We start from the raw sequence: 21,287 nt of genomic DNA, 5'->3' as shown, positions 1-21,287 counted from the left end.
CCCCGGCCGCCCCACCCTGGAAGGGCCGCAATGACGCAATCTCTCCCGGCCGATTTCGACATCGCCGACATGACCTGGCCGCCCCCGCCGTACCGGCCCCCGGTACGGCCCGTGACCGGCCCGGACGGCGTACGCCGCTTCGAGGGGGTCACGTACGCGACCACGCCCGGCTACCGTCCCCGGCTGCTCGACGTCCAGGTGCCCGCCGGCGAAGGACCGTTCCCCGCCGTCGTCTGGATCCACGGCGGCGGCTGGCTGGACGGCGACCGGCGCTACCCGCCGCCGACCGTGCCCGCCGACCTGCTGCACGGCTCGGTGCTCGGGGCCGGGCTCGCCCTGGTCTCCATCGACTACCGGCACAGCCTCGAAGCGCCCTTCCCGGCCCAGCTGCACGATGTGAAGTCCGCCATCCGCTACGTCCGCGCGTTCGCGGACGTCCTCGGCATCGACCCCGAACGGATCGGCGTCTGGGGCGAGTCGGCCGGCGGCCACCTGGCCGCGCTGGCCGGTCTCGTCGGCCCCGGCAGCCCGGGCGGCCCGGCCCTGGAGGGCACGGAGGGGGTCGCCTCCGGGGAGAGCGGGGTGCTGGCCGTCGTCGACTGGTACGGCTGCTCCGACCTGGTCGCCCTGGCCGCCCACCCCATGCCGGCGATGCCGTCCGAGGTCGAGTTCCCCGACCCGTACGAGGCCCTGCTCGGCGCCCCGGTGCACGAGGACCCGGAACCGGCGCGGGCGGCCAGCCCGGTGACGTACGCCGCCCTCCCGCACCTGCCGCCCTTCCTGCTGGTGCACGGGACCCACGACGGCCTGGTCCCCTACAGCCAGAGCGAGGCGCTCGCCGAGGCGCTGGAGGGCGCCGGGGGCGAGGTCACCCTGCAGCCCGTCGAGGGCGCGGACCACATCTTCCTCGGTTCCCCGGACGTCCCCGGGATCGTCGCCGAGAGCGTGGCCTTCCTGGCCGGGCACCTCACTCCCGCGGCCGCGTCGGGCAGCGCCGACCAGTAGGTAGTCCCACCACCGTGTCCGCGCGGCGCCCCGACGGCTGTCGGGGCGCCGCGCGGCCGCGGACACGCCCCGGACAGGTCCTCAGGAGGTCTGGCGGTGGACGAGCACGGCCTCGACGGCCGGTACCGCCGGGGCCGTTCCGGTCTCGATCAGCTCGTGTACGGTGTCCGCGATCAGGGCGGCCGACGGCAGGTCCAGCCGGACCGTGGTGAGCGCGGGCTGCTGGAGCGCGGAGAGGACGAGGTCGTCGGAGCCGACGAGGGCGACCTCGTCCGGTACGGAGATGCCCTCGGCCTGGAACGCGTGCAGGAGCAGGGCCGCGTACTCGTCGTTGTAGGCGAAGACGGAGTCCAGGTGCAGGCTCCGCCACCGCCGGGCCAGGGCGGTCACGGATTCGCGGGTGTAGGCCAGCTCCACCGGGGTGACCGTGGCCATGCGGCGGGCGGCGACCGACTCGGCGCCCGCGAGGCGCGGCTGGGCGAGCGTGCCGAGGCCGCGCTCGAGGGGCATGACGACGCCGATCCTGCTGCGGCCCCGGCCGATCAGGTGCTCGGCCGCGGCGGCGCCGATCCGGGCGTGGTCGAAGTCGATGGTGTGCACGCCCTCGACGGGGTGGGCCGCGAAGGCGAGCAGGCCCCGCACCCCGGCGCGGCGCAGCAGCTCGGCCGCCTGGCCGGTGAAGCGGTCGCCGTCCATGGCGACGACGGCCGCCGGGCGCAGTTCGGCCCAGGCCCGGGCGGCGTCGAGGGGGTCGGCGAAGCGGCCCGCGTGGAGCACGGCCGTGTATCCGTGACGGTCGAGCTCGCTGTGCAGGTCGTCCACCCAGTCGCTGACGAGGCGGCCGATCGCGGAGATCGAGGCGGGCATCAGGACGAGGTTGCTGCGGCCGGCCCGCAGGGACCGGGCGGCGGCGTGCGGGACGTAGCCGAGCTGCCTGGCCGCGTCGCGCACCCGGGCCCGGGTGGTCTCGCTGACGCGGTGACCGGGGGTGTCGTTCAGCACGAAGGAGACGGTGGCGCGTGACACCCCGGCGAGCCGCGCCACGTCGGCACTGGTGATGGACGCGGGGACGCTCGTGTCTTTGGCCATGACGTCCCTCGGGGCTCCTTCTGCCGGACTCTTGTACCTCCCTTTTAGGTTACACGCGTCAGATGAAGGAGCCGGGAGTCGCCGGCGAGGTCGTCGAGGGCGGTGACGACCGAGTCGAAGCGCATCGTGGTGCGCGTCCCGGTGTCGTACGGCTGCCATCGCGGCAGGCCGGAATGGTTCGGGTCGCCCGTGCGGACGAAGGCGATCCAGGCCTGGTGCATGGCGTGCGCGAGGCCGTCGCGGACGGCGGGGTCGAGCCCGTTCAGGAAGGGCGCGTGCGACCACTGCTCGAAGTTGTCGAAGACGAAGGGGAGCTCGAGACAGTGCGCGGCGCCGAGCCGGCCCTCGCAGGCGGGGGTGGGCAGGTCGAACTGGAAGGCCCAGACGGGCCGGCCCAGCTCGGCCCTGGCCTCGGCCAGCCGTAGGGCGGGGACCCGGAAGAGCTCGTCCGTGATCAGGTCCATGAGCACGTCGTGCGGGCCGGCTCCGGGGCGGGTCCGCTCGTACGCCGCGTACACCGAAGGGGCGGCGGCAGCGCCGAAGGTCTCCGCGATGCGGTCGGTGACCTGGTCCCGGGTCGCGGCGGCGTACCCCTCGTCGAGGGCGAACCCGAAGTTGGCCTCCTCCCGCGTCCAGCCGATCATGACATCGATCCCGGCAGCCGCCCCGCCCAGCAGGGCCTCGGCCGGGTGCTGCGGCAGGGTGTCGGCGTCGATCACGGGCAGGAAGGGGGTCGGCCAGTACCCCCACCGCGTGGTCCGCGCGAACAGTCCGATGCTCGCTCCGATCAGCGCGGGCCAGGGCAGGGTGCGCAGTTCCGCCACGTCCTTGGCCCCGGCCAGCTCCAGGTAGGCGGCGGTGCGCTCCAGGGCGGCGTCCGGGTCGGGCAGGTCCAGCCCGAAGGGCGGGCTCTGCAGGATCACCCGCTTGATCAGGCCCTGCGCCTGCGGATGCCCGGCGAGGGCCGCGGTGGACACCGCGCCGCCCGACTGGCCGGCGACCGTGATGGAGTCCGGGTCGCCGCCGAGGGCGGCGACGTTCTCCCGTACCCAGCGCAGGGCGGCGAGCTGGTCGGTGAGCCAGTGGTTGACACCTTCGCCCGGCTCGCCCTGCTCGCCGTCCTCGGGGCCGAGACAGAGGTAACCCAGCGGTCCGATGCGGTAGTTGATGCTCACGACCACGAGGTCACCGTCGCGCGCGAAGGTCGCGCCGGAGTAGCCGGGCAGTGAACCGGAGCCGGACACGAAGCCGCCGCCGTGGATCCAGACGAGCACCGGGCGGCGGGCACCGTCGGCGCCGGGGGTCCAGACGTTGAGCGTCAGGCAGTCCTCGTCGAAGGGGGGCGAACCGTGGCCGCCGAGAACCGGGTCACCGCCTTCCCGGTAGAGCTGCGGCGCGCTCGGGCCGTCGGCGGTGGCGTCGCGGATTCCGCTCCAGCCCGCGTGCGGGCGGGCGTGCTTCCAGCGCAGGTCGCCGACCGGCGGTTCGGCGTACGGCACGCCGCGGAAGACGAGGAGACCCCCTTCGGCCGCGCCGCGGAGCCGCCCTGCGGGCAGGTCCACGACCATCGGGTCCTCGCCTGGGGAGTGAGCCATGAGCCGGTCCTTCCTGGTCGCGCGCCGGATGCGCGCCGACACCACGAGAGTATTGCGTGAAATTCTCGACCGTCAATACTTCGCGATACCCGGGGCGCTCTTCAGTGAAGACCCGCCGCCTCCATCACCAGCGTCCCGCACACAACGGGAACACCACCAGCCCCGCCGACGGACGCGCCGCCAGGACCCTGCCGACGCAAGGGGCCGTCGCGCCGCGGCGCGGAGTATGGCCGAGACCCCGTCGTCGCACAAGCCTTGGTTACACGTCATGGCAGCAAGGGATCTCCGGGCGGTCACGATCTGCACCACGACCCCGCACATCCCCTGGCGGTGGCCGGAAATGGGTGCTACACAGTGTCCAGCGCCTTAGGTGACACGTGTAACAACATCAGGTGAACCGCGCTCGTCCGCCGCGTCTTTCGGCGTTCCGCCGCCGCTCCCCGCCTGTGCGGCGCCCCCGCACCCGCCACCTCCCCGCTCCGTCCCCGAGGAGTCGTCATGGCCCTGCCCGACGTCGTCGATCCCGTCCCCGCGGCCCCCGAACCGCCCCGCCAGCGCGGGCTGCTGCCCCTGCTGCTGTTCGCCAACTCCGCCATGATGGCGGTCTACATGGGCGTGGGCTCGGTCCTGCTGCCCCTCCAGATCGCCGAGATCGACCCCGTCAACAAGGTCGCCGTCCTGGGCCTGGTCGGCGGAGTCAGCTCGATCTTCGCCACCGCCTTCAACCCGATCGCCGGCGCCCTCTCCGACCGCACCGGGCGCCGCGGCCCCTGGATCCTGGGCGGCGCCCTCGCCTCGCTCGCCGCCCTGGCCTTCCTCGGCAGCGTGAGCACCGCGCTCCTGGTCGGCATCGGCTGGTGCCTGGTGCAGGCGACCATGAACGTCTACCAGGCCGCGGTCACCGCGATCGTGCCCGACCGCATCCCGGCCGCCCGCCGCGGCACCGCGTCCGCGCTGGTCGGACTGGGTCTGCCCATCGGCGGCACGGTCGGCGTCCTCGTCGCCTCACAGACCGCGGAACACCTGCGTACGGGCTACCTGGTCTTCGGTGCCATCGTCGCCGTGGCGGCGCTGGCGCTCACCACCTTCTGCCGGGATCTCCCGCGCAGCGCGTCCGCCACGGCGGCGGCTGCCGCCGCGGCCGCCCGTCCCAAGGGCGCCCGGCTCGCCGCCTTCCTCTCCTCCCTGGGCAACCACGACTTCAGGTGGGCCTTCATCGGCCGCGCCCTGATGGTCCTCGGCTACTTCTCGGTCGTCGGCTACCAGCTGTACATCCTCGACGACCACATCGCGCTGCCCGCCGGACTGACCCCGCCCGCCGCCATGGCCGTCCTCACCCCGGTGTCGATGGTCGCGATGGCCCTCTCGACCGTGCTGGGCGGCCTGCTGTCCGACCGGTGGAACCGCCGCAAGGTGTTCGTGGGCGTCTCGGCCGCACTGGCCGGACTCGTCATGGCGGTCCCCGTGGTGAGCCCGACGTGGACCGGCATGATCGTGTTCAGCGCGCTCAACGGCCTCGCCTTCGGCTGCTTCATGGCCGTCGACACCGCGCTGGTCACCCTGGTCCTTCCCCGGGCCGAGGACGCCGCCCGCGACATGGGCGTCCTCAACATCGCGAACGCCGGGCCGCAGATCATCGCCCCGTTCGTCGCCTCGGCCATCGTCACCGGACTGGGCGGCTACACCCCGCTCTTCCTGGCCGGCGGGGCCCTGTCCCTGATCGGCGCGCTCGCCATCCTCCCGATCCGCAGCGTGCGCTGATCCCCCGAACCCACCCTCACCCACCCCTCCGAAGGAGCATCCCCGTGATACGCAAGCGTGTTCTGCCGCTGGCCGCCCTGTTGCTGTGCACCCCGGCCCTGGCCGGTACGGCGCCCGCGGCCGCCTCCCCGCAGACCGCCGCCCCGGGGCACGAGCCCGCCGCCCCGCTGCGGATCCTGCTCACCAACGACGACGGCTACAACGCCCCCGGCATCCGGAAGGCGTTCGAGCGGCTGACCGCGGCCGGCCACGACGTCACGATCGTGGCCCCGCTCACCAACCAGAGCGGCACCGGCACGAAGATGATGAGCGCTCCCACCCTCGCGGTGAAGCACCCCGAGCCCAAGGTGTGGGCCGTCGACGGCACGCCGGGCGACTCCGTCGCCTTCGGGCTGGCCGAGGTCTTCGCGGACAAGGCCCCCGACCTCGTTGTCTCCGGCACCAACTTCGGCCCGAACGTCGGCGGGCTCGCCACCCACTCCGGTACGGTCGGCGGCGCCGTCGCCGCGCTGGAGTCCGGCGTGCCCGCCATCGCGCTGAGCACCGGCGGTGTGACCGCGCCGGACCCGGTCACCACCGTCAACGCCATGGGCCCGACCCTCGACTTCGCGGTCAAGCTGATCGACCGGCTGCAGACGCGGGCCCGGTCCGGGCGGCTGCTGCCCGCGGGTGTCGGCCTCAACGTCAACCACCCGGTGGTCGGCGCGGACGGTACGGGGACGGCCGCCGGGGTGGCCGCGACCTTCCAGGATCCGCAGAACTTCCTCCAGCCGGACTTCACCGACTCCGGCGACGGCACCTGGAAGGTCACCGTCAAGGTGGCGCTGCGGCCCGCGGTCAAGGGCGGCGACATCGAGGCCGTCAGCGCGGGCCGGATCGCCGTCAGCCCGATGAACTCCGACTGGAACACCGGCCCGGCCGACCAGGCCGTGGCCTCCGCCCTGATCGCCGGGCTCCGCCCGTGAAACGCCGGACCGGGCCCCTGCTCGGCGCCGTCCTCGCCCTGGCGGTCGCCCTGCTCATCCCGACGGCTCCGGCGACGGCACAGGCCGGCGGATCGGGGCACCCGGTGGTCGCCCTCGAGCAGGGCGCCCTTCGCGGACAGGCCCGGGACGGGGCGCAGGAGTTCCTGGGCGTCCCGTACGCCGCTCCCCCGGTCGGGGACGCCCGGTTGCGGGCGCCGCAGCCGCCGTCGCACTGGACCGGGGTGCGGGAGGCCGGCCAACAGGCTCCCGCGTGCCTGCAGTTCTCCCCGTTCGGCCTGCGTGATCCGCGGGCCGTCAGCGAGGACTGCCTGTACCTGGACGTGTACCGGCCCCGGACGGCCCGGCCCGGAGCCCGGCTCCCGGTGATCGTCTGGATGCACGGGGGTGCGTACAGCCAGGGCACCGGGACCCAGTTCGGCGGGCGGACGATGGCCGAGCTCACCCAGACCGTGGTGGTCAGCATCAACTACCGGCTGGGGCAGCTCGGTTATCTGGACATTCCCGAGCTGAACGGGCAGCACGAGGTGCGCTCCGGCTCCTTCGGGCTGATGGACCAGATCGCGGCGCTGCGGTGGACCCGGGAGAACATCGGCGCGTTCGGGGGGAATCCGGACAGTGTCACGGTCTCCGGCCAGTCCGCGGGCAGCGGTTCCGTGTGCGCGCTGCTGGCGGCGCCTTCGGCGGCCGGCCTGTTCCACCGGGCGGTGCTGCAGAGCGGGCCGTGCACCCTGCTGCGTACGCCCGACAGGGCCCGGGCCGAGGCCCTGGCGCGGGAGTTCGCCGCCCAGGCGGGGTGCGGCGGTCCGGCCGGGGTCGCCGCGTGTCTGCGCGGCGCCCCGGGAGCCGCTCTGGTCGAGGCGGCCCGTACGCTGCCCACCCCGGGTCCGGCGTCGGGCGACGACCTGCTGCCGGCCGATCCGGAGCGGGCCGTCCGGAGCGGGGCGTGGAACAAGGTGCCGGTCCTGATCGGCAGCACCCGTTCCGAGGCCCGGTTCTTCGTCGCGCTGACGCAGCCGCAGCTGACCCGGGAGCAGTACACGGCGCAGGTCCTCGCGGGGTACGGGGACGCGGGGCCCGAGGTGCTGGCCCGTTATCCGGTCGAGGCCCACGGCTCGCCCTATCTGGCGCTTTCGGCTGTCATGACGGACTCCACGTTCGCCTGTCACACGGCGTGGACCGCGGAGCTGTTCGCGTCCCAGGTGCCGACGTACGCGTACGAGTTCGACGATCCGCAGTCGCCGACGCTGGCCGGGGCGCAGGTGCCGGGCCTGGACCAGTCGAACGCGCACAGTGCCGAGCTGGCCTATCTGCACGACTTCACCATGGGTGAACGGCCGCTGACCCCGGTGCAGGTGGCGCTGGCGACCCGGATGAAGCGCTACTGGGGTGCCTTCGCCCGCTTCGGCTCTCCCGTCGTGCCGGGTCAGGCGCGCTGGCCGGCGGTCGTCCCCGGCTCCGGGGTCGCCCCGGTCCTCACCCTGGGCCCGGTGGAGGCCGGTCCGGGTTCGTCGTTCGGGGCGGACCACCAGTGCGCGTTCTGGCGGACCCAGCCGAACCGGCCCTTCTAGGACCGGCCTTTCCAGGCCCTGTCCTAGGAGGTCCGCCGGCGGCGCCGGAGCCGGACCGTGATGGCGGCGGCCGACACCACCAGGGCCGCCGCCACCGTCAGGAGCCACACCGGTACGCCGTCGCCCACCGTGAGCAGCTCGTCGTGGTAGACGGTGCGGCGGTACGGGGTGTCCTTGGCGGTGGCGCGCAGTTCGTGGTCCCCGTCGATGCGGCCCGGCTCCGGGAACTCCTGATCGATCGCGGTCAGGAACACCGGCTTGCCGCCGGTGAGTTCGGCGAGGGGAGCGTCCTTCGCGGTCACGGTGCCCGCGAAGGTCACCTTCGGTGCGGAGCCGCCGATCGTGGAGCCGGGTTCCATGCGGTGGTCGGCGAGCACGTACAGGCCGAGGGACTGCGGGGTCTTCGCCATCCGGGAGAGCCGCATCGGGTAGACCAGCCGGTCGCTGTCGAAGCGGATCTTCAGCGGGTCCAGGGTGCCCTGCAGCTTCTTGCCCTGCTGTCGCGGGGCGAGCCGGACGGCGACGTACTCCCACTTCTGGTCCACGTAGGGCTTCAGTTCGGTGGCGAGGCCGTCCGGCAGCTTGAAGCCGTTGTCCTCCAGCCAGTTCCGCAGCGCGTCCGGGTCGGTCGCGGTCAGGCGCGCGACGTCGAAGTCGCCGAGCTGTTCCCGGCCCACCACCCCGACCGAGGGCGCACCGGCGCCGGGCATGGCTCCGACCATGCCGTCCCGGGAGCGGGAGGAGAAGGGCCAGTCGTCCTCGCGCGGCCAGAAGTAGTGGCGGGTCTTCTCCTGCGGCTCGGTCAGCCGGGACAGCTCGCCGAACATGGCCCCGTCCGCGAGGTCCACTGTGGCCCGCCCCGGCACCGGCATGATCCAGGCCGCCCGGGGCGCGTCCCCGCGCACCACGAACCGCATCACGATCTGTTCGGTGCGGCCGTCCCAGCGCACGACGGAGGTCTCCTTCTCGACCCCGATCCGCGCGTAGCCCTCAGGGATCATCGCACCGCATCCGCAGGCCCACGCGGGGTTGACGAGCGAGCCCAACTGGGTCGCGAGCAGGGCGAACAGCAGGACCAGAATTCTTCGTTTCATCCACACGGGGTCTCAGACGACGGCCCGCCCGATCCGGTTCCTCGGGAGCGGGCGGGGCCCGCGGACACCTTGCCGACACCTTCCGGTCATCCGGCGCTGCCAGCATGCCGTCTCGAAAGTTGTATATACAACTCTGACGGGAGCATCGATGTCCGTGACGGAGACCATCCACCCGGCCCATCCGCCGGCGTTCTGGCTGCGCGACAACTGTCCTTGCGCCGAGTGCCGCGATCCGCGCACCGGCCAGAAGCTGTTCCAGATCACCGACCTGCCCGACGGCCTGGCCATCGGCGCGGTACGAAGCGGCGTACCGGCCGCCGACGGCAGCCCCGGCCTGGAAATGCGGTGGGAGCCCGACGGACACCGGTCCGTCTACCCGCAGGCCTGGCTGACCGCCCACGCGCCCGGCGCCGCACCCGCCACCGGCGCGCCCCACGCGGGCGACGGCCGGACCGAGGCGGACAAGGAGACGTGGGCCGCGGCAGACCTGGCCGGGCGGATCCCCGAGGCCGGCTGGGACGCGTACATCGGCGACCGCCGGGTCCGGATGCGGACGCTGGAGAGCGTGGTGCGCCTCGGCTTCGTCCTCCTGCGCGGCGTACCGCCGCGGGACCGGATGGTCCTCGACGTGGCACGCACCTTCGGCTTCGTGCGCGAGACGAACTACGGCGAACTCTTCGAGGTGCGGGTGGAGGCCGACCCCAACAACCTCGCCTTCACCGGGGCCCGGATCACCCCGCACACGGACAACCCGTACCGGGACCCGATACCCACGCTCCAGCTGCTGCACTGTCTGAGCAACGAGGCCCGGGGCGGGGATTCCGGACTCGTCGACGGCTTCCGCGCCGCCGCGCTGCTGCGCGCCGAGGACCCGGACGCCTTCGCCGTGCTGACCCGCGTGCCCGTGGAGTTCGCCTTCGCCGACGCCCGCACCGAGCTGCGCGCCCACCGGCCGCTGATCGGCGTGGACCCGCTCGGGCGCATCCGCGAGATCCGGTTCAACAACCGCTCCATCGGCACCCTGCACCAGCCCGCCGCGGTCGTCGAGGAGTTCTACGCCGCCTACCGGAGCTTCGCGGAGCTGCTGCTGCGCCCCGAGCTCCAGCTGGACTTCCGCCTCGCCCCCGGCGACTGCGTGGTCTTCGACAACACCCGCCTGCTGCACGCCCGTACGGCCTTCGCCGAGTCCGGCGCCCGCCACCTCCAGGGCGCCTACGCCGACCTCGACGGCCTGCTGTCCACCCTGTCCGTCCTGCGCCGTGGAGGAGACCGCTCATGACCCGTGACATCAGCCCCATCGACACCCTCGCCGCGCTCTTCGAGGGCGAGGGCAGCGCCGAGTACTTCGGCGAGGCCGTCACCCAGGCCCAGCACATGCTCCAGGCCGCCGCCCTCGCCGAGGCGGCCGGCGCCCCGGCGCATCTCGTCGCCGCCTCGCTGCTGCACGACATCGGGCACTTCCACGGAGCCGTGACCGGGCGGGACCTCATGGAGGACGGCCTGGACAACCGGCACAGCCACACCGGCGCCGACTGGCTGGCCCGGTGGTTCGGACCGGAGGTGACCGAGCCGGTTCGGCTGCACGTCGCCGCGAAGCGCTACCTGTGCACGGCCGAGCCCGGCTACTTCGACCTGCTGTCCGAGGCCTCCGTACACACCCTGCGCGTACAGGGCGGCCCGATGACCGAGGCCCAGGCGCGCGCCTTCGAGGCACTGCCCGGCGCGGCCGACGCGGTGGCCGTACGGCGCTGGGACGAGCAGGCCAAGGACCCGGAGGCGGCGATCCCGGACTTCGAGTACTTCCGCCCTCTGCTGGAACGGCTGCTGGTCAGGGCCTGAGCCTCCGGCCCAGCGCACCGGCCGCCGTGCTGTGGGCGGTGAAGGCCACCGTCCCCGGCAGGTACCGGTCCTGGGACCACTCCACCGGGACCCCCGCCGGGTCGGTGGAGCGCCTCCGCTCCCGGAGCAGCGACTCCCCGGCCCGGCAGCCCAGCAGCCGCGCGTCGTCCGCGTCCGCGGGCACGAGGTCGATGGTGTGGTGGGCGTCGGTGAACAGCACGCCGTGCAGGGCGAGTTGCTCCGAGTACGAGACGGTGTCCGCGGGCATGGCGGCCACCAGCTCCCCCACCGCCCCGGGGTACGTCGTACGCTCCACCATCACCGGGGCGCCCGACAGCGTGCGCAGCCTCAGCACGCGGTGGACGGTGGCGCCCGGTTCGATCCGCAGCTGCTCCGCCTCCTCGGCGTCCGCCCGCCCCCGGACGACGGAGTCGGTACGTCCGCCCGGCTGCTCGCCCAGCGAGCGGGCCCACCGCGTGAAGCTGCGCAGCTCGGTCGTACCGCTCCCGCCGCCGGGCCCGGCCAGGACCACCCGGCGGGTGCCTCGGCGCGAGGTGATCAGCCCGTCGCTGCGCAGCGCGGCCAGCGCCTGGCGGACCGTACCGCGCGAGACGCCGTAGCGGCGGGCGAGTTCGTCCTCGGCGGGCAGCCGGGCGCCTGAGTCGTACTCGCCCGCCGTGATGGCGGCCCGCAGATCCGCAGCGACGGTCCGGTGGAGCGGTGTCCGCCGGGATGCCGGTTCCGGTGCCGGGTTCACGGGCACGGGCTCAGCTGCGCGAGCCGGAGCCGGCGCCGACGGCGTTGCGCCAGACGGTGACGTCCAGCGTCATGTACTTGCTCGGCGAGCCCTCGGGCGAGAACCCCTGCACGGTCACCAGGCCCATGTGCCCCGTCCCCGTGATGACGCAGATCTGGCGGCCCTTCGCGAGCTTGGTCAGATAGATGTTCTTGGCGAACCGGGTTTCGGCGCGGCAGGCGGCGAGGGAGCCCTCCTGCCCCGGATCGAGCAGCACCAGGTTCCCCTCGGAGGTCTCCGCGTCGAGGTATCCGCCGGTGTCGTAGGAGAGTTCGTACCCGCCGTCCTCACCCTGCTGGGGCCGGACGTCGTCGTCCCCGAGGGTCAGGTGGTAGCCGGCGGTGAGGTTGATCGCCTTGAAGTCGGCCGGCGTCGGGTCGGCCTTGGCACTCGGCTTGGTACTCGGCTTGGCGCTCGGCTTGGCCGACCCCGTCTGGCCTCCTGCGGCCTGCTCCGCGTCCTTGCCCTTGTCCTGCGAGGGGCCGCTGCCCTGCGCCTGCCCTCCCTTGTTGTTCTTCAGCAGGACGTACGCCGTGGCGCTCCCCGCCACGGCGAAGACCAGCGCGGCCGCCAGGGCGATGAGCAGGCCCTTCTTGCCCTTGCTCTGCGGGGGCTGGGCGGGCGGCGGCATGAACTGGCCAGGGTACGGCCGGGGCTGCTGGGGCTGGGGCTGCGCCGGGAAATGCGTCGGGGCGTAGTGCTGCGCGTGGGCCTGCGCGGCGGCGGGTCCGGGGGCCGGGGCAGGCGTGGGCGCGGGCGTGGGGTACGACTGCGGGGGCTGCTGGGGCTGCTGGGGCTGTTGCGGCTGCGTGTGCTGCTGCGGCGGCGGGCCGAACCCCGGGGGCGGGGTGGCCGGAGCCACCGGCGCGGTGGGCGTGTACGCCGGCACGGCCGGGGCGGTCGCCGGGGGCGGCGGGGTCTGCACCGGGGCGGGGGCGGCGGCGCGCACCGTGATGTCGGCGGCGACCGGGGCCGGGAGCCAGTCCTCGGGGCGGCGCAGCACCGTCTCGGCGTTGGCGGCCTGGCAGAGCGCGATGATCTCGGACAGGGAGGGCCTGGCCTCGGGGTCCTTGGCGAGGCACCGGGTGACCAGTTCGGTCAGCCGCTCCGGCACCCCGCTGAGGTCGGGCTCCTCGTGGACGATGCGGTAGAGCACGCCGTGCGAGGTCCCCTCGCCGAAGGCCGGGGTTCCGGTGGCGGCGTACGCGGCGACCTGGCCGAGCGCGAAGATGTCGGTGGCCGGGGTCACCTTGCGCCCCGCGGCCTGCTCCGGGGCCATGAAGGAGGGGGTGCCGATGGTCACCCCGCTGCCGGTGAGGGAGGTCGCGTCGGCGGCGTAGGCGATGCCGAAGTCGATGACGCGGGGCCCGTCCGCGGCGAGCAGCACGTTGGACGGCTTGAGGTCCCGGTGGACGATGCCCGCGCCGTGGATGACGTGCAGGGCCTCGGCCATGCCGGCGATCAGCAGCAGCACCGCCTCGACGGGCAGCGCCCCGTGCGCGACCACCGCGTCGGCGAGGGAGGGCCCCGGCACGTACGCGGTGGCCAGCCAGGGCTGGGCGCTGTCGGTGTCGGCGTCGATGACGGGAGCGGTGAACAGCCCCTGCACGCGCTGCGCGGACTGCACTTCCTGGGTGAACCGGCGCCGGAATTCGGCGTCTTCGCCGAACTCGGGCCGGATCACCTTGATCGCCACGGGCCGGCCGCCGGGGGTGTACGAGAGGTAGACCTTGCCCATGCCGCCGGCGCCGAGCTTGGCGGCCAGCCGGTACCCGGCGATGGTGGTCGGGTCGTCGCCGGCAAGCGGCTGGAAGACCTGAGGCGAACTGTCCCGGCCCGGCTGCTGACCACTCATCAACTCATGTCTCCCACGCAGATCTCTCCCGACGTCCGGCACCCTACCCAACCAACCGGGCCGGGTCTCACACGGGCGGCCCCACGCGACCCCTCAACAGCGCGGGGGTGACGTCCTCCAGGGACCGCGCGAAGGTCCGCCGCGGTGACGCCGGGACCGGCAGCAGCGAGGGGACGACGAGGACCCCGCAGCCGGCCGCCTCCGCCGAGGCCGCCCCGTCGGGCGAGTCCTCCACCGCCACGCAGGCGCCCGGTTCGAGGCCGAGGCGCCCGGCGGCCGCCCGGTACGGGTCCGGGTGCGGCTTGGTCCGCTCGGTGTCGTCGGCGGACACGGTGAAGGCGAAGGGGACATGGGCCAGCGAGCCGCCGACCACCGAGTCCACGACCACCCGCGGCGAGGCGCTGACCAGGGCGAAGGGAACGCCGTCCGCCTCCAGGGCGGTCAGCAGCCGCTGGGCGCCGGGCCGCATGGGCGCCCCAGCCTCCACCCGGCGGAAGAACCGCTCGGTGAGCTCGGCCGCGATCGCGGCCGGATCTCCCCCGCCCACGGCCCGTACGAGGTGCGCCGCGGTGTCCTCGACCGCGCGGCCGACCACCTCCGGCGCGTCCGCGCCGGTGAGCCGGTGGCCGAGGCCGTCGGCGACTTCCTCGGTGGTCCGCCACCACAGCACCTCGGTGTCGACGAGGGTGCCGTCCATGTCGAACAGGACCGCGCCGAGGGCGCTCACGCTCACGCGGTCCTGGCCACGACGAGCACGGGCCGCTCGGCCAGTCCCACGGCGGCCCGGGCGCCCGGCACCAGCGCCCCGGCGTCCCGGGAGGGCAGGTCGGCCTTGACCGGTACACCGCCGGGCAGCTCGAGGTGGAGGCGGGTCACCGAGCCGAAGAAGGAGGCGGAGACCACGGTGGCCTCGCCCTCGGCATCGGCGGTCGCCGTCACGTTCTCGGGGCGTACGAGGACCTCCACTTCGGGGGTCGACGGGACGGGGCCGTCCACCGGCAGCCGGACGCCCGCCACCGCCACCAGGCCGGAGTCGGTGAGCTGTCCGGGCAGCCGGTTCATGGTGCCGACGAACTCGGCGACGAACGGCGTCGCGGGACGCTCGTACAACTCGGCCGGGGCGGCGCACTGTTCGAGCTTGCCGGCGTTCAGGACGGCGACCCGGTCGGCCATCGACAGCGCCTCCTCCTGGTCGTGCGTGACGAACACGGTGGTGATGCCGAGGGACAGCTGGAGCCTGCGGATCTCCTCGCGCAGGTTCGCCCGTACCTTGGCGTCCAGTGCGGAGAGCGGCTCGTCGAGCAGCAGCACGCGCGGGCGCAGGGCGAGGGCGCGGGCCAGGGCCACGCGCTGCTGCTGGCCGCCGGACATCTGGTGCGGGTAGCGGTCGCCGTGGTCGGGAAGGCCCACCAGGTCGAGGAGTTCGGCCGCACGCTCGCGGCGCTGCGCCGCCCCGACCTTGCGAACGCGCAGGCCGAAGGCCACGTTGTCGCGGGCGTTGAGGTTGGGGAAGAGGCTGTACGACTGGAAGACCATCCCCGCGTCGCGGCGGTTGGCCGGGACCCGGGTGATGTCCGCTCCGTCGACCAGGACCTCACCGGAGTCGGGCTGCTCGAATCCGGCGATGACGCGCAGGGCGGTGGTCTTGCCGCAGCCCGACGGGCCGAGCAGGGCCAGGAGTTCGCCGGGCTCGACGGTGAGGTCGAGGCCGTCGAGGGCGACGGTGGAGCCGAACGCCCGGCGCAGGCCGCGGAATTCGACGCGCGCGCCCGCGGGCTGCGCGGAATCGGCGGCCGGCTTCCCGGCGGCGGGAAGGGCGGTGGGCGTGGTGGACATCGGGGTCAGGACTCCTTGCGGGAGGTGGTGGCGGGCGCGGCCGCGGCGGTGGACGGGGCGGTTCCGGCCCGGGAGAGGGCGAGCAGCAGCAGCCAGGTGATCAGGAGGCTGAGGACGGACACGGCCACGGACATCCGGGCCTGGGCTCCGGAGATCGAGACGATCCACACCGCGAAGGGCTGGAACCCGAGGAGGGAGGCGATGGTGAACTCGCCGAGCACCAGGGCCAGCGTGAGGAAGGCGGCGCCGGCGATCGAGGCCCGCAGGTTCGGCAGCAGCACCCGCAGGACCACGTACGGCCAGCTCGCGCCGCAGCTGCGGGCCGCCTCGACCAGGGTCGGCACGTCGACGGCACGCAGTCCGGCGTCGAGCGAGCGGTAGACGAAGGGCAGTGCCAGCACGGTGTACGCGAGGACCAGGACGACGGGGAACTTCTCGTTCTGGACGGCGAGGAAGGTCTGGTAGAGCGGGGTCCGCGACAGGTGCTCCGGTCCCCAGCGCAGCACGGTGGTGATGCCGGTGACGAGGGCGATCGGCGGCACGACCAGCGGCAGCATGCACGTGATCTCGACGACGGGCCGCAGACGCGGGGAGCCGATGCGGACGGCGACCAGCGCGGGCACCGCGAGCAGCAGCGACAGCGCGATGGTGGCGGCGGCCAGGCCGAGGGAGAGCAGCAGGCTCTCGGTGAACCCGTCGGCGGACAGCAGCTCGGTGTACGCCTCGAAGGTGATCCCCTGGCCGGGCACGTGCACGGTGAACACGAAGGAGGCGAGGAGCGGGACGAGGAAGTACGCGCCCGTCAGCGCGAGCACGGCTCCGCGCCAGATGCCCGTCCCGCGGCTCGCGCCGGAGCGGGGGCGGGAGGCGGTCCGGCGCTGCGCCGGGGTCCGCGTCGGGGCCTCGGTGTCCGGGGCGGTCGGGGTCATCGCAGCCATCGGGCGCTCCGTCGCTGGAGGGGCAGGTAGACCGCCATGACCAGGCCGGCGATCAGGATCATGTCGAGGCCGAGGGCGAGCGCCACGTTCTCCTGGCCGGTGAGCACGTTGCCGGACAGCGCGTCCGCGATCTTGAGGGTGACCAGCGGGACGGACCCGCCGACGAGAGCGGCGGCCGTGGCGTGCGCGGCGAAGGCGGTGCCGAAGAGCAGCACGAACCCGCCGAGCAGGGAGGGTGCGAGGACCGGCAGGCCGACGTGGCGCCAGAACTGCCATCCGCTGGCCCCGTTGTTCTGGGCGGCCTCGCGCCACTGCGGGCGCAGGCCCTCCAGCGCCGGGGCGATCACCAGCACCATCAGCGGGATCAGGAAGTACAGGTAGATCACGGTGAGGCCGGTGAAGGAGTACAGGCTCCAGCCGAGGCTCGTGAGGTCGGCGAGCTGGGTGACGACTCCGGAGATCCCGACGGTGGCGATGAACGCGAACGCGAGGGGAACGCCACCGAAGTTGGCGAGCACGCCCGAGGCGGTGAGCGCCGCACTGCGCAGGGCGGTGGAGCGGGAGGTGACCACGGCCTGGGCGATCAGGACGCCGAGCACTCCGCCGATCAGTGCGGTGAGGGCGGAGAGCTGGACGCTGCCGATGAGCGAGCCGAGGTACGGGCCCTGGAGCGAGCGCGCGAGGTGCTCGCCGGTCAGCCGGGTGGCGCCGTCCGCCGGGTCGGTGCGGGTGACCGCGCCGAAGGCGATGGCGCCGAGCGGGAGGCCGAAGCAGAGTCCGGTGAAGGCCAGCAGCGGGAGGGCGGCGAGCCAGGTGCGGGGGCCGCGCCGCCGGCGGCTGGTGCCGCCGGCGGTACGGGAGGGGGTGGTGGGCATCAGGAGAGGGCCTTGTCCCACTTCTCGGCGAGGGTGGCCTTGGCCTTGTCGAGCTCCTCGGAGGCCGGGAAGGCGGGGGTGCCCTGGACCTGCGGGAGCTTGGTGACGGCGTCCTTGTCGACGGTGCCGTCCTGGGTCATGACGGGCAGCAGGACCGGGCGGGCGTGCCCCTTGAGCCAGAGGTTCTGGCCGTCCTCGCTGTACAGGAACTCCATCCACAGGCGGGCGGCCGCCGGGTTCGGGGCCTCCTTGTTGATGGCCTGCGAGTAGAACTGGGCGTAGACGCCGTCGGTGGGGACGGCGACCTTCCAGTCGACGCCCTTGCCCTTGAACTGCTCGGCGTAGCCGGCGTTCAGGTAGTCCCAGTCGATGGAGATGGGCGTCTCGCCCTTCTCCACGGTGGCCGGGGTGGACTCGACCGGGATGAAGTTGCCGCTCTTCTTCAGCTGCCCGAAGAAGTCGATGCCGGGCTGGATGTCGGCGAAGGAGCCCTTGTTGGCGAGGGCGGCCGCGTAGACGCCGCCGAAGGCCGAACCGGACTTGGTGGGGTTGCCGTTGAGGGCGACCTTGCCCTTGTACTCGGGCTTCAGCAGGTCGGCGAAGGTCTGCGGGCAGGTGGGGATCTTCGCGGCGTCGCAGCCGATGGAGACGTAGCCGCCGTAGTCGTTGTACCAGCGGCCGTCCGCGTCCTTCTGGCCGGCCGGGATCTTGTCCCAGGCGGTGACCTTGTACGGGGCGAACAGGTTCTCCGCGGCGCCGCTGCGGGCGAAGGCGATGCCGAGGTCCATCACGTCGGGGGCGCGGTCCTGGCCCTTGCGGGACTTGACGGCGGCGATCTCGTCGGCGCTGGAGGCGTCCGGGTTCTCGCTGTTGACCTTGATCTTGTACTTGGCCTCGAAGGCCTTGATGATCTCGCCGTAGTTCGCCCAGTCCGGCGGCAGCGCGATCACATTGAGCTTGCCCTCCTTCTGCGCGGCGGCGACGAGGGCCTCCATGGAACCGAAGTCGGCCACCGAGGCGGCGGCGCCCGGCTGCACCTTGCTCTTCGCGTCGCCGGCGGCGCCGGACTTGGGGTCAGGTGCGGCACCACACGCGCTGAGCGTGGTGAGGACGGCGGCGCTGAGCAGTACGGCCGCACCGCGACGGGCGGAGGAACTGAGCACGGTCTCTCCCGGAGACGAAGGGGTTCACTTGTCTGAACAAGTTGGCTCCAGTTCGCCCGGGCCCGCTGTACGGACGGTGAACGGAGGCTGTCTGCGGGAGCACGGCTCGACGAAGAGACGAGAATGTCGGCGGCAATCCGGGAAACGCCTGTTGGAATGATCTTGGGAAGCGGAATCGGACGCACGGCGATCAGGGGGCGAAGGGCATGGGCACGGGCACGGTCCGGCATGTGGAGATCGCCGAGGCGCTGCGCGCGGCGATCGCCTCCGGCGAACTCCCGGTGGGCGCACAGCTGCCCTCCGAGAGCGATCTGGCGGCGCGCTGGTCCGCGTCGCGCGGGACCGTCCGCCAGGCGGTCGCCAGCCTCGCCGCGGAGGGGCTGATCGGCTCCCGGCAGGGCGCGCGGCGGACCGTCCTGCGCCAGGAGCGCCGGCACAGCTTCGGCGAGCTGAACAGCTTCGCCCAGTGGGCCGAGGGGGTCGGGCACCGGGCGGACAGCCGCTTCCTGTCCCGGATCCGCAGACCTGCCACGGCCGAGGAGGCGGAGCGGCTCGCGCTGGACCCGGGTACGCAGATCCTGGCCGTGCTGCGGCTGCGCCTGCTCGACGGGGAGCCCACCATGGTGGAGCGGACCGCCTACGCGGACTGGGTCGCGGCGGCCGTCGAGGCGCTGCCCGCGGACTGCCGCTCCGTCATGGACAGCCTGGCCCAGGGCTCCGGGATCGTCGCCCACCACGGCGAGCACCTCATCGACGCCCTCGGCGCGGGCAGCGAGGACGCCCGGCTGCTGGAGGTCCGGCGCGGAAGCCCGCTGCTGCGCCAGCGGCACGTCTCCGCGACCGCGACGGGCCGCCCGATCGAGTGGTCCGACGACCGCTACCGGGCTGGGAGCGTCACCTTCAGTGTGAGCAACTCGGCGGTAGCAACCCCGTTGGAGCGGCGGGCCGGAGACGGCTGACTCCCGATCGGCCGGGTCCTGTCCGGGCTAGTGCCCGGCCGCTTCGGCGATCGCCCCGGGCAGCCACTCGGCGACCCGGCCGAAGCCGAAACCCAGGGCGGCGGCGCGGCCGTTGTCCATGGCGTAGGCGCGGTCGAAGGAGAACGGCGAGGCGGCGGCGCCCTCCTCGACCACCCGGTACCGCGGCCGCCGCCCGAGCCGCGCGGCGACCAGCTCGCAGAGCCCGGTCACGTCCAGCTCCCCGTGGGAGGCCGCGTTCACCGGCCCGGTGAAGCTCTGCGCGGCCGCCCAGTACAGCAGGTCCGCGATCTCCCGGTGATGGATGAACGAGGTGGCGTACGGGGCCTTGTGCACGTCGACCGGGGTCCCGGCGGCGATCCGCTCCACGTAGTGCGCCAGCCGCCCGGTGAACTCCTCCCGGCCGCCGCCGAGGACGTGGGCGGTCCGTACGGAGACGAACGGGAAGGCGGGCTCGCGCAGGAAGACCGCCTCGGCCTGCCGCTTCCCCTCGGCGTAGGCGTGCGCGGGGTCCGCGTACGGCGCCGTGAGCCCGGTGCCCGCCAGGTCGAGGGAGTCCTCCGTGACGGGGGTCCCGCCGTTCGCCGCGCGGCCGCGGAGGGTGGCGGGGTCGTACACCTCCATCGTGGACGTCATGACGTACCGGCCGGTCCGCCCGGCGAGGACGCGCCGGGCGACGGCGGCCTGCCGGGGCGTGTAGCAGACCTGGTCGATGACGGCGTCGAAGGTGCGCGAACCCAGCGCCGTCCGCAGCCCCTCCTCGTCGTCGCGGTCGGCGACGACGTGGCCGACACCGACGGGCGGGGCGCTGGAGCCCCGGTTGAGCACGGTGACCTCGTTCCCCGCGTCCCGCGCCTTGGTGACCAGGGACTTTCCGAAGTACCGGCTCCCGCCGATGACAAGAATCGTGTTCATGCGGTCGACTCTGCCGTTGTAGGGTCCCCAGCGGAACTGGTGATCGGCTGAACCCGTATGAAGGAAAACTGATGATCGATGTGCAGCGGCTGCGCGTCCTGCGGGCCGTGGCGGAGCACGGCAGCTTCAACAGGGCCGCCGGCGCCCTGCTGCTGACCCCGTCGGCCGTCTCCCAGCACATCGCCGCGCTGGAACGCACCCTGGGCCACCCCGTGGCCGTGCGCAGCACCCGCGGGGTCACCCTGACCGAGCCCGGACGGCTGCTGGTGGAGGCGGCGGAGGCGATTTCCGCCGAACTGGACCAGGTCCGCCACGAGATCGACCGGCTCACCGCTCCGCGGCCGCGCCTGACCGTGGCCACCTTCACCAGCGGCGGCCGCCACCTGCTGCCCGCGGCGCTCGCCCGGTTCGTGGCCGCGCATCCGGAGGTGGAACTGACGGTGCTGGAGAGCGAGCCGGAGGCCGCCGTGCCGATGGTGCGCGGCGGCGCGGCCGACCTCGCCCTCACCTATCACTTCGACGGGCCGCCGCCCGTGCGGCCGGGCGAGCGCCCGGCGCTCGACTGGGTCCCGCTGATGGAGGACCCGCTCTGGCTGGTCCTGCCGCACGGGCACCGGCTCGCGGACCGGTCCTCGCTGAGCCTGGCCGAGCTCTCCGGCGAGCGCTGGGTGCTCGGCTGCCTCAAGACGGAGGCGTTCCTGCGCCGTTACGCGGAACTCGCCGGCTTCGACCTCCGGGTGGGGGCGTCCACCACCGACTACTTCTTCGCGCAGACCCTGGTCGCGGCGGGCGTGGGCGTCTCACTGGTCCCGAACGTCTCGCTGGCCCCGTCCCCGGAACTGACGGTGATCCGCGTCGAACCCCCGCGCCCCGCCCGCCACATCGGCCTCCTCCTCCCCCGCCGACGCCGCCCCCACCCGTACGCCCGATCCCTGACCGAAGCCCTGACCGCCACCGCCCACCAGGCAGCCCACCCGTGAACCGCCTCCTGTCCG

At 73.5% G+C, this 21,287-nt stretch carries 19 protein-coding genes; 8 read left to right on the top strand and 11 right to left on the bottom strand.

Features of this window, described 5'->3' with window-relative positions; translation table 11 throughout:
- Positions 1 to 30 precede the first annotated feature (30 nt).
- Positions 31 to 1,005, top strand: a complete 975-nt coding sequence (locus OHA89_RS33875; RefSeq protein WP_266611638.1) for an alpha/beta hydrolase — start codon at positions 31 to 33, stop codon at positions 1,003 to 1,005.
- Between the two features lie 81 nt (positions 1,006 to 1,086).
- On the opposite strand, the gene OHA89_RS33870 is transcribed toward OHA89_RS33875, so the two are convergent.
- Together OHA89_RS33870 and OHA89_RS33865 are read right to left on the bottom strand one after the other, a co-directional pair.
- Entirely contained in the window at positions 1,087 to 2,094 is a 1,008-nt protein-coding gene (locus OHA89_RS33870; RefSeq protein WP_257558229.1) for a LacI family DNA-binding transcriptional regulator, read from the bottom strand.
- Between the two features lie 44 nt (positions 2,095 to 2,138).
- Positions 2,139 to 3,689, bottom strand: coding sequence for a carboxylesterase/lipase family protein (locus OHA89_RS33865; RefSeq protein ID WP_266611635.1), 1,551 nt, complete (start codon positions 3,687 to 3,689; stop codon positions 2,139 to 2,141).
- 498 nt (positions 3,690 to 4,187) lie between these two features.
- On the opposite strand from OHA89_RS33865, the gene OHA89_RS33860 reads away from it, so the two are divergent.
- Genes OHA89_RS33860 through OHA89_RS33850 form a run of 3 tightly spaced genes read left to right on the top strand, consistent with a single transcriptional unit; the run spans position 4,188 to position 8,004 of the window.
- Positions 4,188 to 5,450, top strand: coding sequence for an MFS transporter (locus OHA89_RS33860; protein ID WP_266611633.1), 1,263 nt, complete (start codon positions 4,188 to 4,190; stop codon positions 5,448 to 5,450).
- Positions 5,451 to 5,494: 44 nt separating this feature from the next.
- Complete coding sequence (gene surE / locus OHA89_RS33855; RefSeq protein WP_266611632.1) at positions 5,495 to 6,415, top strand: 5'/3'-nucleotidase SurE; 921 nt, start codon at positions 5,495 to 5,497, stop codon at positions 6,413 to 6,415.
- The gene (locus OHA89_RS33850) at positions 6,412 to 8,004 is read left to right on the top strand and encodes a carboxylesterase/lipase family protein (protein ID WP_406367822.1); all 1,593 of its coding nucleotides are present in this window, start codon (positions 6,412 to 6,414) and stop codon (positions 8,002 to 8,004) included. The genes surE and OHA89_RS33850 overlap by 4 nt, the downstream gene beginning before the upstream one ends.
- 23 nt (positions 8,005 to 8,027) lie before the next feature.
- Here OHA89_RS33850 and OHA89_RS33845 read toward each other — a convergent pair whose 3' ends face one another.
- The gene (locus OHA89_RS33845) at positions 8,028 to 9,098 is read right to left on the bottom strand and encodes a DUF2330 domain-containing protein (protein WP_406367821.1); all 1,071 of its coding nucleotides are present in this window, start codon (positions 9,096 to 9,098) and stop codon (positions 8,028 to 8,030) included.
- 148 nt (positions 9,099 to 9,246) lie between these two features.
- Here OHA89_RS33845 and OHA89_RS33840 point away from each other — a divergent pair, with 148 nt between their 5' ends.
- A complete protein-coding gene (locus OHA89_RS33840) occupies positions 9,247 to 10,377 on the top strand; it encodes a TauD/TfdA family dioxygenase (RefSeq protein ID WP_406367820.1) in 1,131 nt (376 codons plus the stop codon).
- Positions 10,374 to 10,937: a phosphonate degradation HD-domain oxygenase gene (locus OHA89_RS33835; RefSeq protein ID WP_406367819.1), complete on the top strand. Its 564-nt coding sequence runs from the start codon at positions 10,374 to 10,376 to the stop codon at positions 10,935 to 10,937. Before OHA89_RS33840 ends, OHA89_RS33835 begins: the two co-directional genes overlap by 4 nt.
- Here OHA89_RS33835 and OHA89_RS33830 read toward each other — a convergent pair.
- From OHA89_RS33830 to OHA89_RS33800, 7 genes are all read right to left on the bottom strand, one after another.
- The gene (locus OHA89_RS33830) at positions 10,927 to 11,694 is read right to left on the bottom strand and encodes a GntR family transcriptional regulator (RefSeq protein ID WP_266611627.1); all 768 of its coding nucleotides are present in this window, start codon (positions 11,692 to 11,694) and stop codon (positions 10,927 to 10,929) included. The two genes, OHA89_RS33835 and OHA89_RS33830, sit on opposite strands and share 11 nt — an antisense overlap.
- A 10-nt stretch (positions 11,695 to 11,704) precedes the next feature.
- Entirely contained in the window at positions 11,705 to 13,588 is a 1,884-nt protein-coding gene (locus OHA89_RS33825) for a serine/threonine-protein kinase (protein WP_406367818.1), read from the bottom strand.
- A 67-nt stretch (positions 13,589 to 13,655) separates the two neighbouring features.
- Complete coding sequence (locus tag OHA89_RS33820; RefSeq protein ID WP_266611623.1) at positions 13,656 to 14,321, bottom strand: HAD family phosphatase; 666 nt, start codon at positions 14,319 to 14,321, stop codon at positions 13,656 to 13,658.
- A complete protein-coding gene (locus tag OHA89_RS33815) occupies positions 14,318 to 15,424 on the bottom strand; it encodes an ABC transporter ATP-binding protein (protein ID WP_266611622.1) in 1,107 nt (368 codons plus the stop codon). Before OHA89_RS33815 ends, OHA89_RS33820 begins: the two co-directional genes overlap by 4 nt.
- Positions 15,425 to 15,429: 5 nt before the next feature.
- Positions 15,430 to 16,362 (bottom strand): ABC transporter permease, encoded by a 933-nt coding sequence (locus tag OHA89_RS33810; RefSeq protein ID WP_266611621.1) that lies wholly within the window; start codon positions 16,360 to 16,362, stop codon positions 15,430 to 15,432.
- On the bottom strand, positions 16,350 to 17,237 hold the full coding sequence (locus tag OHA89_RS33805) for an ABC transporter permease subunit (protein WP_266611620.1): 888 nt from the start codon (positions 17,235 to 17,237) through the stop codon (positions 16,350 to 16,352). The genes OHA89_RS33810 and OHA89_RS33805 overlap by 13 nt, the downstream gene beginning before the upstream one ends.
- Positions 17,237 to 18,400, bottom strand: coding sequence for an ABC transporter substrate-binding protein (locus OHA89_RS33800; RefSeq protein WP_406367817.1), 1,164 nt, complete (start codon positions 18,398 to 18,400; stop codon positions 17,237 to 17,239). The genes OHA89_RS33805 and OHA89_RS33800 overlap by 1 nt, the downstream gene beginning before the upstream one ends.
- Before the next feature lie 206 nt (positions 18,401 to 18,606).
- Between OHA89_RS33800 and OHA89_RS33795 the strand changes: the two genes are divergently transcribed.
- Complete coding sequence (locus OHA89_RS33795; protein ID WP_266611618.1) at positions 18,607 to 19,359, top strand: GntR family transcriptional regulator; 753 nt, start codon at positions 18,607 to 18,609, stop codon at positions 19,357 to 19,359.
- 27 nt (positions 19,360 to 19,386) lie between these two features.
- Here the strand turns inward: OHA89_RS33795 and OHA89_RS33790 are convergent, their stop codons facing one another.
- Positions 19,387 to 20,292, bottom strand: a complete 906-nt coding sequence (locus OHA89_RS33790) for an NAD-dependent epimerase/dehydratase family protein (RefSeq protein ID WP_266611616.1) — start codon at positions 20,290 to 20,292, stop codon at positions 19,387 to 19,389.
- Between the two features lie 71 nt (positions 20,293 to 20,363).
- On the opposite strand from OHA89_RS33790, the gene OHA89_RS33785 reads away from it, so the two are divergent.
- Positions 20,364 to 21,272 carry a LysR family transcriptional regulator gene (locus OHA89_RS33785; RefSeq protein WP_266611615.1) on the top strand — a complete coding sequence of 303 codons (909 nt, stop codon included), beginning with the start codon at positions 20,364 to 20,366 and terminating at the stop codon, positions 21,270 to 21,272.
- Positions 21,273 to 21,287: the final 15 nt, after the last annotated feature.

Source organism: Streptomyces sp. NBC_01546 (assembly GCF_045208355.1).
Classification (GTDB): Bacteria; Actinomycetota; Actinomycetes; order Streptomycetales; family Streptomycetaceae; genus Streptomyces.
The sequence above is the reverse complement of the archived record's forward strand: the minus strand, read 5'-3'. Positions and strand labels throughout refer to the sequence as shown.